We start from the raw sequence: 11661 nt of genomic DNA on the forward strand, positions 1-11661 counted from the left end.
ATGGGACGGTATGTCCTTGCTGCCTTTCCGTAAACATTATTCGGAGCCCGGGGGCGGCCGCCGACCGATACGACCGCATTTTATTGCAGCTCTTGGGCAGAGACCCCCACGGGCGTCCTCTGGGACTTGGGTGAAACCTTTTGGTTGCGGCCGTCAGGCCGCCTTAGGGCTTTTCTGCGATGATGCCGGCGACGGCCCTCCGGGTTTCCATGAGACCCTCATGGTACCGGAGACAGCGGAAATCACGAAACATATCCAGCAGCTCATTGTGCTCCAGCAGGTGGTCCCTGTTCCGGGGCCTTCCGAACCGCGCCTGATCCACAATAAAGGTTTCGTACATCACCATCCCCCGTGGGTGGAGACCTTTTTTTATCTCGGGAATCAGGGGTCGGTGGAGGTAGTTAAAGCAGATAATGAGGTCATAGGCTTCCGGCTCAATAACATAGCCGTCCTCCAGATCGGCCACACAAACCGCCAGGTTAACCCCGGCCTCTTTGGCGGCCTTCAAGGCCCCGGCCGCGGCCTCCGGCGAAATATCGACCCCTTCCACCTCAAACCCGGCCCGCGCCAGAAAAACCGCATTGCGACCGTATCCCATGGCGATGTCCAGGACCCGGCCCCTTGGCAAGAGATCCAGATGTTCCACCAGAAATCGGGCAGGGCCCATGGTTTTTTCTTCATGGTCGGTCATATGGGGCAGTGCCTCCACCGCCGGACAAAAAAGCTGTTGAGCTGTTAAGCTGTTGAGTCCATCAGCGATCAGCTCATTGTCCCCGCTCCTTCCACCCGGGTCCGGTTCAGCTGTTCCAAAGCATCGCCGCCCAGGGTCCCTGATTCGTAAAACAGAAGGGCTTCCGATGGCGCCTGCCGGACCGAATGACCCCCGAATTCCCTCCTGAGGACCGCCACCATCTTGTCGGAAAAAGACACCTGGTTTCGTGAACGCAGTCGACGCAATACCCTTCGCCCTCAGTCCCCCTGTTCCCATGTAATACAATCTTTGGGACAGCAACTCATGGCCTCCCGAATCTCGTCTTCAGGGTATCGGGGAAGTTCTCGAATTTCAATGATGCCGGACACTTCATTTTTCCAGAACACCGAAGGGCAGAGTTCCAGGCACGTTCCGCAATCAGAGCACTCGCGGATGTCTATGACCGGAACCCTTCTCATGTCTGTATTCCCTATTTGATCCCGAATGGAACGAATTAAACGAGTGGACAAAGAAAGAGGCCAACCGGCGTTGCCCGGGTTCCCAAAAACAGCTTCGTGGGCACGAGAGGCAATGCGATTCCGGGCCCCTGATGCTGGGGATGCGGGTCTATTAGATTTTCCCCCCAGCCTCAGGCCTTATGCCTTGCACCTGACGCCTCACTCAGGCAACGCCGCCGCGATCTTCTTCGCTAATTCACGACATGCTTCCAGGTCTTTCTCATCCGGAACATATTGGATTCTGATACCCGGCGTAACCATGTCAACACCCATCTCTTCCAGTTCTCGGGTGACCAGCTTGACGGCCTCACCGCTCCAGCCGTAGGAACCAAAGGCGGCCCCCACCTTGTTCTTCGGTTTGAGACCCTTCAGATAGGTCAAAAAATCGCTGACCGTGGGAAAGAGTCCGTTATTGAGGGTGGGAGATCCCACTACTACCGCGCCCGCGTCCAGGACCTCGGTGATGACGTCGCTACGATGATCGGCCCTCAGATGAAAGGGTCGGGCATCCACCCCCGCTTCCCCTAACCCGTTGATGATGGCGTCGGCCATGGCCTCGGTGCTGTGCCACATGGTATCGTAGACAACCACCGCCTTTCTCTTGGGTTTCTGCTCGCTCCATTCCACATAGGCCTTGATGATCTTCGAGGGATCCGTGCGCCAGATAATCCCGTGATCGGGACAGATCATATCAATGGCGAGTCCCATCTCGGTCACCTTATTGACCAGCTTGAGAATCAGCGGTGAGTAGAGGAGAAGAATATTGGCGAAGTACTTTTTTGCATGGGGCATGATGGCATCGCCGACCTGGTCGTCAAACCTCTCCAGCCCTGCATAGTGCTGGCCGAACCCGTCGCTGGAGAAGAGGATATTATCCCCATTTACATAGGTAAACATGCTGTCGGGCCAGTGGAGCATCCGGGTCTCCATGAACGTAAGGGTCCGCTTGCCCAGGTTGAGTTCCCCGCCGTCTTCCACCGGCTGATAATTCCATGACTGTGGAAAATGCCTGGAGAGATTCTTGTGCCCCATCTTGGAGCAGTAGAGGGGCTTATCCTCCCCAACTTTGTGCATGACCCTGGGGAGCCCGCCGGAATGATCCATCTCTGTATGGTTGCTGATCACATAGTCGATCTTTTTGGGATCAACGATTTGGCCGATATTGGCCAGCAGTTCATCAGCGAACGGCTTCTTGACCGTATCGATCAGGGTGATTTTGTCATCCATGATCAGGTAGGCGTTATAGGTGCTTCCCTGATAGGTGGAATATCCATGAAAGTCCCGAATATTCCAGTCGATGGCGCCCACCCAGTAAATCCCTTCAGCGATCTCGACCGGTTTCATCGCTTACTCCTTTCCGAACATATCCTTTGTGGCTCCGCAGACCGGACAGGTCCAGTCATCCGGAAGGGACTCAAATGCCGTCCCCGGTTCGATTCCGTTATCCGGATCGCCGTCTTGAGGGTCATAAACATAGCCGCATACGGAACATACCCATTTATCCATAACTCTTATCCTCCCCTTAAATGATTAATGGTTTAGTGCCTTATCGCCAGATCTTCTGTCACAAAAAACAAGAAGATGATTGTGAGAGGGTGATGTCTTTAATTTGGAATAATGGAAGTATGGAATGATGGAATAATGGGTCCTTTCCCAACCTTCCATTATTCCAGTATTCCAACATTCCAGATGTCTGGCAACATCGAACCCCCTTGATAATAGGAAGTCAATCGAGAACCACTTTGGTTGCGGGTATCCGCGTTAGTCTTTTCTTTCTGATAAAAGCTTTCGCTGAGTGTTCGGCCAATTTTCAAATGGCTGAGGTGTCATACGCTTTATGATATGGTTTTCAGGAGATTCAATACCCGTTGTTCAATGGCATCCCTCGTCTGCCGCATAAAGGAAATCGGTTGGCCGGCCGGATCTTCCAACCCCCATTCTTCCACCGGAATGCCGGGAAACAGAGGGCAGGCATCCTCACACCCCATGGAAATCACCAGATCAGGCTTTCCGTTAAATGGGATATCGGATAGGGATGCGGGCCTGCGGAAGGCCATGTCCAGGCCTTTTTCCGCCATGACCGTCACCATGAGCGGGTTGACTTCCCCTGCCGGCGCTGATCCTGCGCTGAAGCTCTCTACCCGGTCCCCGGCATGGTACTGGGCAAAGGCGCCGGCCATCTGGCTCCGGCAGGCGTTTTCCGTGCACACGAAAAGGATTTTCTTTCTGTTCAGCCGGGGCGATATCAGCTCCCTGGCCTTTTCCGCCGCATCATCCAGGGCCGTAGGATGGGTCTGGATGTCTCCCAGATGTTCGATCTGTCGATATCCGAGGCTTCCCTCAAAGGTCGCACCGACCGCGTCAAAGAAGTATTTGGCCGTCAAAATGGTGCCTTCGAAGAGATTCTTTCCCCTTGTGGCGCCGACGGCGAGCAGATATCCCTGTCGCCATTTTCTGCCGGGGTCCTCCAGCCCAAGGGCGTATTTTCTTGACCAGAGGGTCTGGGACCGGTCGATCAATGCCTTCATCTGGGCCGTGGGTCCGTAGAAAAAGATGGGCGTTGCCATGACCACGATGTCGGCCTGCCTCAAAAGGGGGTAAATCTGCTGCATGTCGTCATCCATCGGACAGAACCCTTTTTTTTCACAGTTGCCGCATTCCTGACATGGGGTAATTTTCTTCTTTGCGACGTTCACCAATTCCGTACGGGCCCCGAGTTTTGTCGCCTCTTCGAGAAAGGCCGAAAGCAACAGCGCGGAGTTTCCCTTGATTCTGGGGCTTCCCTGTAATCCAAGCACAAACATCTATATAGCCCTTTCACATAAAGTTTCCAGGGTTGGACGGTTCAAGGCCTGAGAAGGTTTTCTCTCAAACCCTCCCTGCTTCAAATCAGAAGGGAGACGGCCGTCTCTCGGGGACATAGACATGGGGAGAGGTCTCTTCGTTCCATTCCTTGGAAACATAGAGATTACAGTAGCAGCTCCCGTATTCCTTCACATCGTCTTCCCTGTAAATGCATGGGCAGAGGATATCCCGGTCTTTTTCCCGATCCCCTGACGCCAGCCGGCATGGGCAGCACATATAACCGTATCGCTGCTTATTGACCAAAAGCCCGTCAAGGAGTTCATATACCCTCTCCTTGTCCTTGTTGAACAGGTATCCCTTGGGCTCCTGTGCCTTTTTTAACGCCTGATAGAGCGCTTCCACTTCGTTCATAGCCCCAGTGCCTCCCTGATTTCATCCTCCTTGTACCCGACAATGACCTTTCCTCCGATGATAATGGTGGGAAAAGAGCAGTTCGGATTCCATTTCTTGACATCTTCCAGTATGGCTGCCCGTTCCTCTCCTTCGAGCAGATCCACATCCGTAAATTCATATTCCACTTGGCACTCATTCAAAAGCTTCTTGGTTGCCTTGCAATGGCCGCAGGTGCTCAGTGAATACATTTTTACCGGATAATCCATTCAAAACCCCCTGTTCGTGTTTTTATTTGTTGTCCCGCCGGCGGAAAACCATTGCGACCCCCTGATAATCCGAAAAAACTATCGTATTTCCCAATGGTCGACAATGGGGCAAAAACAGTATTTCGAAAGATAAGAGACCTTAGCATTCTTCATATGAAGACGACCCCCTATTTTTCGTTCGGCTTTTCCTGCGCGCAGGCCGGAACCGTATCGGACTCGGCACGGGAAGCGTCCCGCGCCCTCTTCCATTGAAGATACGCCCCATGTGTCAAACCGACCCCCGGTTGCGGGGATCCGGCCGCATGATCGCCTTTTCTGCAGATGCGGCATCTGACCTTACTGCACATCTGGCATTGGACGCAGTCCGGGCATCGGGCCCTGCAGAGAGGATTCGGAGGGGCCATATTCAATTGTCTGTCCCTTTCAGAGGATCGATTGGAGGCGCTGTTCGATCTCCTGTTTTGGAAGCGCGCCGACCATGGTGTTCACCAGTTCACCTCTGTTGAACAGGAGCATGGTCGGAATGCTCCGGATAGAATAACGCGACGCGATTTGCGGATTTTCATCCACGTTCAGCTTGACGATTTTGACCCGGCCCTGATACTCGCGGGCCAGTTGTTCAAGCACCGGACCGACCATGCGGCAGGGTCCACACCATGGGGCCCAGCAATCCACAAGGACCGGAATGGCGCCGGACAGGACCTCCGAATCAAACGTGTTGTCCGTGATGTCAACAGGCGTGTCAGGGTCCTGTCCCAAGGACAGGGGCGATTTACATCTGCCGCATACCGGCCTCTCTTGCATCCGGCTCCTGGGGACCCGGTTCTTGGCGCCGCAGTGACCGCATCTTACAATGACGCTGTCCTGATCCATGACTTTTTCCTTACCGATATTTATGCTTCTTTCTCAAACAGCTCTTTGTCAGCCCCGCAGACCGGGCAGACCCAGTCATCCGGGAGGTCATCGAATGTCGTCCCCGCGGCAATGCCGTTATCCGGGTCCCCTTCTTCCGGGTCATACACATACCCGCATACCGAACAGACATATTTATCCATTGTTTTTTCTCCCATGTCTATGGACCCGGTGCATTCCGGGTAACATCAATCTCTTTTCCTCATTCGGGGCAATGCTGCAGCATGGCAGCCATGTTTATTGCCCATCCAAGAACCGGACTACGATACGGTCATCTTCTTGCACACATCTCGACCGTAATCCTGGGCCATCTGAATGCCGCCTCCCAGAGATGCGGATTTCAGCCTCAACGGCCCCGATACCATCTCCATCTTCAGGATATTCTTCATCGTATCAAAGATGCGTCCAGGGGCCTCGCCGCTCCAGCCGAAGGCACCGAAAGCGGCCCCCACCTTTCCTTCCAGGCCGGCCTTATCGGCCAGGAAGAGCATGGTTTTCATCGCCTGCATCATCTCCCCGTGATACGTCGGCGACCCGAACACATATGCATCATATCCTGCCAGATCTTCAGCCTTGGTCACCCCGGTGACATTAAGCAGGGTGGCCTCACCTCCGCTGATGCGGATGCCTTCAGCGATCAGATCGCCGATCTTCTCTGTGGCACCCGTCCTTGAAGCATAGACAATTAATGCCTTGGACATTTCGCATCTCCCTTTAGTTCTCTTCAACCTCTTCGACGGTTCCTTTATGCCTGGTTCCGCAGAGGGGACAAAGGATCTCTATTTCCTTTTCATCTCCGATAAACTTCTCCCGCAGTTTCTCCGGGCCCAGAAAGCTGACATCCCCGCAGGCGCACTGGGGGCACTCAGCCCTTACACGATATTTTTTCTTGGACATAATACCACCTCCTTAACATATTTTGGTTTACTAGAGCCTTGGGTCCTGACCGGTTTTTCCACAGTCGGGGATATAGCAGGTTGTATCCACAAACTCGCATTTCTTCTTGCACATGGGACATGTCTCGGGCGGCACATCCTCTTTGACAAGATAACCGCATTCCTTGCACTTCCACTCTGCCATGGTGATCTACCTCCTTTTCGATCTGGTTAGGGAGGCCTGCCTGCCGGATTCCTGAATCGCCTTCTGGAAATCCAATCCAGAGGATCGAGACGGGTCGACCCGCCTTCATCCAAACCCGCACAGGCTAACGTATGCCTCGTGAATAATTGACCATCATCGCCCGGTGCTTCCGGGTCTCCGAATCGATCCGGTTGAGCCTTTTGGTAATTTCCGGATCATTGGCCTTGATCTTCTTCAAAAAATTCGCCTCGTCGATTTCGATCTCTATGGTTGCGCCAAACGAATAGGCCCGGCTCTCAGAGACATTCGACTTCTTTATGTCTTCAAGGAGCATGTTTAATTTTTGGACAATCCCCTTCAGAGTTTCCAGATCCGTATCGATCTCGATATGAAATGAGTCATCGACCCTCGCCCTCTCACGGATATCATTGAAGATCTTCTCGTGGACCCGTTCCTCTTCCATGATCGTGTTCCAGAACCGCCTCACAGGGGGCGTGAATGCCTCCTGCTTGGAGAGGTATTCGTAAACCCTGGCGATCCCTCCTTCAATTTTTGCCAGATTGGCCAACAAGTTGTCCGATTCACGCGATAACATAGCCATTCCTCCGTCACCCCTCCGCGGCCCGATGGTAAGCACATTTCCCCTTTACAATGTTACAGCCGTTCAGGGATTTGGCAGACCATTACGCGCTGACTATCCTTTCCAGAGGCCGTGGATGTTGCAATAGGCCCTGGCCGTGACTGCCGACGGGCTGGCAGGGAAGAGGGCTTCCGGAGCATCGCCGGGATTCAGGAACTGCCGATAGGCCTTGCCGTCGGCAATGATCTCTATCCATTCGATGAAGTGTTTCTCCTCCATGGGATGGGCCACCTTCCCCACCTTCACTTTGACGCCGTCTGCGCCCATTTCCATCACCGGAACATGTTTTTCCTTAGCGGCGTCCACGGTATTTTCCTTCTGAAGCACCATCGGTTTGCCGCAGCATACCAATTCACCCTTCCCCCCGTGGACCACCTCCACGATATTGCCGCATACCTCGCATTTGTAAATCTCAAGTCTTTGTGCCATGTTGTTTCCTCCTTGAATTGATAGGCCAAACAGTGGTGATTCCAACACTAATGTATTTGACGCCGCTTCTGAATGCAAGTCGTTAAATCTTTCCTGCGTCAAAAATCCTTACCGCGTTTTATCCCAAAGCGGCATAGCCCCGACCGAATGGGTGGACCCGCCCAAGCGGGCTTCGGATTTCAGGTTTCAGCGAACGGTCGACCTCAACAAAACAGGCTCGCCTCTTTTTCCGCAAGGCGGGATTACAAAAAAAAGATTCTAATAATTTTCGCCCAATAATTCGAAATGGGCCTGAGGATGTTCACACGCCGGGCATAACTCGGGGGCCTCCTGGCCGGTATGGAGATATCCGCAATTTCTGCACCGCCACACGGTTTCTGAGTCTCTTTTAAATACCCGGGCTGTTTCGATGTTGGCGGCAAGGGCATTGTACCGACGTTCGTGTTGCTTCTCGGCAACGGCAATGGCCTCAAACATAGAGGCAATCGCGTCAAATCCTTCCTTCCGGGCGATTTCCGCAAAACCGGGGTACATCTCGGTGTGCTCATAATTCTCGCCGGCCGCCGCTTCCTTGAGATTTTCCAGGGTATTTCCGATGACCCCGGCCGGAAAGGCTGCTGTCACCTCCGCTTCACCTCCCTCCAGGCATTTGAACAGTCTCTTGGCATGTTCTTTTTCCTGATTGGCGGTCTCCTCGAAGATGGCGGAAATCTGCACGAACCCTTCTTTCTTGGCCTGGCTGGCAAAATAGGTGTACCGATTTCTCGCCTGGGATTCCCCTGCAAAGGCGGTCATCAGGCATTTTTCAGTCTGGGTCCCTTTCAAGCTCATTTCTTCACTTCCTCCTTTGATGTGTCTAAGTTGTTTCTAATTCCCTATTCCATCGGTCCTGTTTCAGACCATGATCGTGGGAGATCCTTTTCGTAAAATCTCGATGAGGGGCGGTATCGGGTATCTATCCCCGGATAGCGGGTGTTGAATTCGGGATACCCCTCATCTTATACCGGATAACCGGTCAACGCCCTTCTGCGGCCACGCTTCCCGGTCCGCCCAACGGCCTGAAATTCTTTTTTGACGCCCCGCATACCGGGCACTTCCAATCATCGGGCAGATCTTCAAAAGAGATCCCTTTGGGGATCTTTCCCTTACGATCGCCTTTGTCCGGATTATAGATGTATCCGCAATTGGTTGACTGACACTGCCACATCTCTTCCGGTGTTGTCATGGTTGCCTCCTTATTCAGGTAGAGAATAATAGCATCTTTTAGGAGAGATGATCTCTCCTCTTTTCTTGAGGGAATTGATCATTTTGGAAATCTCTTTGGTGTCAACACCCATACTCTTGGCAATGTCTCCCGGCTTAACCGGCTTCCCTGCCTTTTTCATGGTCGCTAAAATATCCTTTTCCATGTTGCCTCCTCTGATTGTCAAAACCGCTGGGCGAACATTACGCATCCAGCTCTTCCTTGAGCCAGTCTCTCACCCCATCTTCAACCGCATATACCCCCCGTTGAATGCCTCGTCCCTGATGCATCTGTGCATTCAGCCGTTCCGGCAGTTCGACGCGCGCAAGCTCCACTGCACCTTCCGATGCTCTCCTGATGAAGTAAACCACCGGAACCTCTTCCCAGGTATTGAGGACAAAATAATAGGTTGCATCTTCCTTGGACCTGATCATTCGATATCCCCGGCTCCAGTTGTTCCCCCATTCAAGGTAGAGCCGGACCGCTTCCTCAGGGCTCATGTCCCAGTCGATGGCATCTACGAGGTCTCTATTTTTCCTTAATTCCGCTAATCCCATCATAATGTTTCCGGCTCCTTTCTTGATTTGTCCCGTGTCTGACGATTTTGCGGCTGTCAGCACGTCTTTATTCCTGCCACCACCCCTTCCTCTTATGGGCGTCTCTCTCGGCCTCGGCCAATTTCTTTAACTTGAATGCAGAATCTCTGAGTACGCCAAACAACACGCCGCATCCGTTGTCTTCCCGTACCTCATCGCCTTCATCTGCCAGTTCCAGCATTGTATCTACAAGGCCAAGGGTTTTCTTAATGCTTTCATCACATGCTTTCATCATATCATGTCTCCGGAGCTTCTGATCAATATATCTTTTTACAGGCAGATTCTGTGCCAAGACAGCATTCCGGATCCATAAATACCAAAAAAATCGGTAATATCGGATGGTTAACCATACATGCCTTCGCTGGTTCCTATCACCTGAGGCTGAGGGGGCTGTTTTCAGTGAGACAATATTGTCTCACTGGTCCTCACTGTCATAACCAATTGACATCTAATGTATTATTAGAACCCCGAACAATTTTCGCAAGGTTTCAATGACACGACAAATAGACTCGGAAAGGCAGTTCGTAAAATGGACGCTCTCAAGATGAAATAGGAATAAAAATTGTAAATTAAGCAGGTTGGATTAAGGGCAACAATTGGCGTTGCAAGGGGATGCTCTAAACCAGGGGGCGTGCCATAACTGTATCACGTCTTCTAATGATACATAAGTGTTTCGTGAGACACTATCTTACGCAAACAGCATTTTCTTATAAGCCGATCCAACCGGGCCGGAAAAAGCCGCGGCATTATGAATCGGGCAGTTCGGCCAAAAACCGGTAGAGGGTGGCCCGGCCCACGCCGAGGAGCCGGGCGGCCTTGGCCTTGTTGCCCCCGGTTTGGGAGAGGGCCGTTCTGACGCCTTCCGGGTCCAGCTTTCTCTTGGGGCTCCGGGGACTGCGCCTGCCTCTTTCCCATTCCTTGAGTTCCAGCGGGAGATGCTCCAGCCGGATCATCCGGCCTCTTGCCTTTACCAGGGCGAAACGGACCGCGCTCTGAAGCTCTCGAACGTTTCCGGGCCAGGCATAATCTTCCATGACCGCCAGCGCCTCTTTGGAAAACCCGGGGCTTTCCTGTCCCTGTTCCGCGGCCTTGTGGAGGAAGTGCGCCACCAGAAGGGGAATGTCGCTCGGGCGCTCACGAAGGGGGGGGATATGGATCGGTACCACATTGATGCGGTAGTAAAGATCATCCCTGAAGTTCCCCCTCTCCACCTCGCGTTTCAGATTTTTATTGGTGGCGGTGATGATCCGCACATCCACAGAGATATGTGTTTCGCCTCCCACCCGCTCGAAGGTCCCTTCCTGAAGGACCCGGAGCAGCTTGGCCTGGACCGACCTGGGCAATTCCGCCACTTCATCCAGGAAGAGTGTGCCGCCGTCGGTCATTTCGAAGCGGCCTTTCTTGTCCCGTACCGCTCCGGTAAAGGCCCCTTTGACATGCCCGAAAAGTTCGCTTTCCAGCAGTCCTTCCGGCAGGGCCCCACAATTGACCGGCACAAACGGATTGCCGGATCGAAGGCTCTGATCATGGATGGCGTTGGCTACCAGTTCCTTTCCGGTTCCGGTATCCCCTGTAATGCACACAGGATAGTCGTTGGTGGCCACGTCCTGGATATCCCTGAAAATCTGCATCATTTTGGGGTCCTGTCCCACTATCCCGAAATGGGTCAACTCCCCGAGCTGCATTTTCAGCCCGATCAGCTCGGTCAGGTCCCTGAAGGAGGCCAGAACGCCCACGAAGGCGCCTTCGTGGTCCAGCATTCCGGTCACCCGCATTTGGATGTGACGCGATTTTCCTTCCGGCGTAAAGATATTCAAGGGATACATGGCATGTTCCAGGGTATCGGGGGGGCCATTCTTGAACGAGCATCGATCGCCGCAAAACGGCTTCCCAAAGGCCTCGTGACAGTCCCTCCCGAGAATATCCTGTCGCTGATAGCCGGTGATTTCTTCTGCAGCCCGGTTAAAGAAGAGGATGCGCCGTTCCTTATCATGGGCGATAATCCCCTCCGAAAGGTTATCCAGGATCCGCTCCAGATTTTCCTTTTCAGCGGCTATGGACTTGAATGTTGATACGGGCATTTATCAA

Annotated in this window: 21 protein-coding genes; all 21 read right to left on the reverse strand. The window is 53.1% G+C overall.

Annotated features, from left to right (window positions below; translation table 11 throughout):
* Positions 1-163 precede the first annotated feature (163 nt).
* Positions 164-691, reverse strand: coding sequence for a methyltransferase domain-containing protein (locus K9N21_12050; protein ID MCF8144639.1), 528 nt, complete (start codon positions 689-691; stop codon positions 164-166).
* A 68-nt stretch (positions 692-759) separates the two neighbouring features.
* Entirely contained in the window at positions 760-957 is a 198-nt protein-coding gene (locus K9N21_12055; GenBank protein ID MCF8144640.1) for a hypothetical protein, read from the reverse strand.
* A 12-nt stretch (positions 958-969) separates the two neighbouring features.
* Positions 970-1170, reverse strand: a complete 201-nt coding sequence (locus tag K9N21_12060; GenBank protein ID MCF8144641.1) for a ferredoxin — start codon at positions 1168-1170, stop codon at positions 970-972.
* A 198-nt stretch (positions 1171-1368) separates the two neighbouring features.
* Complete coding sequence (locus tag K9N21_12065; protein ID MCF8144642.1) at positions 1369-2553, reverse strand: flavodoxin domain-containing protein; 1185 nt, start codon at positions 2551-2553, stop codon at positions 1369-1371.
* A gap of 3 nt (positions 2554-2556) precedes the next feature.
* Positions 2557-2715: a rubredoxin gene (locus K9N21_12070; protein MCF8144643.1), complete on the reverse strand. Its 159-nt coding sequence runs from the start codon at positions 2713-2715 to the stop codon at positions 2557-2559.
* Between the two features lie 329 nt (positions 2716-3044).
* On the reverse strand, positions 3045-4013 hold the full coding sequence (locus tag K9N21_12075) for an NAD(P)H-dependent oxidoreductase (protein MCF8144644.1): 969 nt from the start codon (positions 4011-4013) through the stop codon (positions 3045-3047).
* 85 nt (positions 4014-4098) lie between these two features.
* Positions 4099-4425 carry a ferredoxin:thioredoxin reductase gene (locus K9N21_12080; GenBank protein ID MCF8144645.1) on the reverse strand — a complete coding sequence of 109 codons (327 nt, stop codon included), beginning with the start codon at positions 4423-4425 and terminating at the stop codon, positions 4099-4101.
* Positions 4422-4673 carry a glutaredoxin family protein gene (locus tag K9N21_12085; protein ID MCF8144646.1) on the reverse strand — a complete coding sequence of 84 codons (252 nt, stop codon included), beginning with the start codon at positions 4671-4673 and terminating at the stop codon, positions 4422-4424. Before K9N21_12085 ends, K9N21_12080 begins: the two co-directional genes overlap by 4 nt.
* Before the next feature lie 423 nt (positions 4674-5096).
* The gene (gene trxC, locus K9N21_12090; protein MCF8144647.1) at positions 5097-5546 is read right to left on the reverse strand and encodes a thioredoxin TrxC; all 450 of its coding nucleotides are present in this window, start codon (positions 5544-5546) and stop codon (positions 5097-5099) included.
* A gap of 20 nt (positions 5547-5566) precedes the next feature.
* Entirely contained in the window at positions 5567-5728 is a 162-nt protein-coding gene (locus K9N21_12095) for a rubredoxin (protein ID MCF8144648.1), read from the reverse strand.
* A 117-nt stretch (positions 5729-5845) separates the two neighbouring features.
* Positions 5846-6286 carry a flavodoxin domain-containing protein gene (locus K9N21_12100; protein ID MCF8144649.1) on the reverse strand — a complete coding sequence of 147 codons (441 nt, stop codon included), beginning with the start codon at positions 6284-6286 and terminating at the stop codon, positions 5846-5848.
* 13 nt (positions 6287-6299) lie between these two features.
* Positions 6300-6482 (reverse strand): hypothetical protein, encoded by a 183-nt coding sequence (locus tag K9N21_12105; GenBank protein MCF8144650.1) that lies wholly within the window; start codon positions 6480-6482, stop codon positions 6300-6302.
* Between the two features lie 30 nt (positions 6483-6512).
* Positions 6513-6665 carry a hypothetical protein gene (locus K9N21_12110; GenBank protein ID MCF8144651.1) on the reverse strand — a complete coding sequence of 51 codons (153 nt, stop codon included), beginning with the start codon at positions 6663-6665 and terminating at the stop codon, positions 6513-6515.
* A 124-nt stretch (positions 6666-6789) separates the two neighbouring features.
* On the reverse strand, positions 6790-7260 hold the full coding sequence (locus tag K9N21_12115) for a hypothetical protein (GenBank protein ID MCF8144652.1): 471 nt from the start codon (positions 7258-7260) through the stop codon (positions 6790-6792).
* Between the two features lie 99 nt (positions 7261-7359).
* On the reverse strand, positions 7360-7734 hold the full coding sequence (locus tag K9N21_12120) for a desulfoferrodoxin (protein MCF8144653.1): 375 nt from the start codon (positions 7732-7734) through the stop codon (positions 7360-7362).
* A gap of 258 nt (positions 7735-7992) precedes the next feature.
* Complete coding sequence (locus K9N21_12125) at positions 7993-8565, reverse strand: rubrerythrin family protein (GenBank protein ID MCF8144654.1); 573 nt, start codon at positions 8563-8565, stop codon at positions 7993-7995.
* Positions 8566-8749: 184 nt separating this feature from the next.
* Entirely contained in the window at positions 8750-8959 is a 210-nt protein-coding gene (locus K9N21_12130; protein ID MCF8144655.1) for a rubredoxin, read from the reverse strand.
* 10 nt (positions 8960-8969) lie between these two features.
* A complete protein-coding gene (locus K9N21_12135; protein MCF8144656.1) occupies positions 8970-9143 on the reverse strand; it encodes a transcriptional regulator in 174 nt (57 codons plus the stop codon).
* 37 nt (positions 9144-9180) lie between these two features.
* On the reverse strand, positions 9181-9537 hold the full coding sequence (locus K9N21_12140) for a hypothetical protein (GenBank protein MCF8144657.1): 357 nt from the start codon (positions 9535-9537) through the stop codon (positions 9181-9183).
* A 64-nt stretch (positions 9538-9601) separates the two neighbouring features.
* The gene (locus K9N21_12145; protein MCF8144658.1) at positions 9602-9805 is read right to left on the reverse strand and encodes a hypothetical protein; all 204 of its coding nucleotides are present in this window, start codon (positions 9803-9805) and stop codon (positions 9602-9604) included.
* A 514-nt stretch (positions 9806-10319) separates the two neighbouring features.
* Positions 10320-11654: a sigma 54-interacting transcriptional regulator gene (locus K9N21_12150; GenBank protein ID MCF8144659.1), complete on the reverse strand. Its 1335-nt coding sequence runs from the start codon at positions 11652-11654 to the stop codon at positions 10320-10322.
* Positions 11655-11661: the final 7 nt, after the last annotated feature.

It is taken from the genome of Deltaproteobacteria bacterium (assembly GCA_021737785.1).
GTDB lineage: Bacteria > Desulfobacterota > DSM-4660 > Desulfatiglandales > Desulfatiglandaceae > AUK324.

Coding starts and splice junctions, on each gene's coding strand:
- K9N21_12110 (MCF8144651.1), bottom strand. CDS start 6,665: ATGGCAGAGTGGAAGTGCAAGGAATGCGGTTATCTTGTCAAAGAGGAT.
- K9N21_12115 (MCF8144652.1), bottom strand. CDS start 7,260: ATGTTATCGCGTGAATCGGACAACTTGTTGGCCAATCTGGCAAAAATT.
- K9N21_12120 (MCF8144653.1), bottom strand. CDS start 7,734: ATGGCACAAAGACTTGAGATTTACAAATGCGAGGTATGCGGCAATATC.
- K9N21_12130 (MCF8144655.1), bottom strand. CDS start 8,959: ATGACAACACCGGAAGAGATGTGGCAGTGTCAGTCAACCAATTGCGGA.
- K9N21_12125 (MCF8144654.1), bottom strand. CDS start 8,565: ATGAGCTTGAAAGGGACCCAGACTGAAAAATGCCTGATGACCGCCTTT.
- trxC (MCF8144647.1), bottom strand. CDS start 5,546: ATGGATCAGGACAGCGTCATTGTAAGATGCGGTCACTGCGGCGCCAAG.
- K9N21_12085 (MCF8144646.1), bottom strand. CDS start 4,673: ATGGATTATCCGGTAAAAATGTATTCACTGAGCACCTGCGGCCATTGC.
- K9N21_12150 (MCF8144659.1), bottom strand. CDS start 11,654: ATGCCCGTATCAACATTCAAGTCCATAGCCGCTGAAAAGGAAAATCTG.
- K9N21_12135 (MCF8144656.1), bottom strand. CDS start 9,143: ATGGAAAAGGATATTTTAGCGACCATGAAAAAGGCAGGGAAGCCGGTT.
- K9N21_12080 (MCF8144645.1), bottom strand. CDS start 4,425: ATGAACGAAGTGGAAGCGCTCTATCAGGCGTTAAAAAAGGCACAGGAG.
- K9N21_12050 (MCF8144639.1), bottom strand. CDS start 691: ATGACCGACCATGAAGAAAAAACCATGGGCCCTGCCCGATTTCTGGTG.
- K9N21_12060 (MCF8144641.1), bottom strand. CDS start 1,170: ATGAGAAGGGTTCCGGTCATAGACATCCGCGAGTGCTCTGATTGCGGA.
- K9N21_12095 (MCF8144648.1), bottom strand. CDS start 5,728: ATGGATAAATATGTCTGTTCGGTATGCGGGTATGTGTATGACCCGGAA.
- K9N21_12075 (MCF8144644.1), bottom strand. CDS start 4,013: ATGTTTGTGCTTGGATTACAGGGAAGCCCCAGAATCAAGGGAAACTCC.
- K9N21_12070 (MCF8144643.1), bottom strand. CDS start 2,715: ATGGATAAATGGGTATGTTCCGTATGCGGCTATGTTTATGACCCTCAA.
- K9N21_12100 (MCF8144649.1), bottom strand. CDS start 6,286: ATGTCCAAGGCATTAATTGTCTATGCTTCAAGGACGGGTGCCACAGAG.
- K9N21_12140 (MCF8144657.1), bottom strand. CDS start 9,537: ATGATGGGATTAGCGGAATTAAGGAAAAATAGAGACCTCGTAGATGCC.
- K9N21_12145 (MCF8144658.1), bottom strand. CDS start 9,805: ATGAAAGCATGTGATGAAAGCATTAAGAAAACCCTTGGCCTTGTAGAT.
- K9N21_12105 (MCF8144650.1), bottom strand. CDS start 6,482: ATGTCCAAGAAAAAATATCGTGTAAGGGCTGAGTGCCCCCAGTGCGCC.
- K9N21_12065 (MCF8144642.1), bottom strand. CDS start 2,553: ATGAAACCGGTCGAGATCGCTGAAGGGATTTACTGGGTGGGCGCCATC.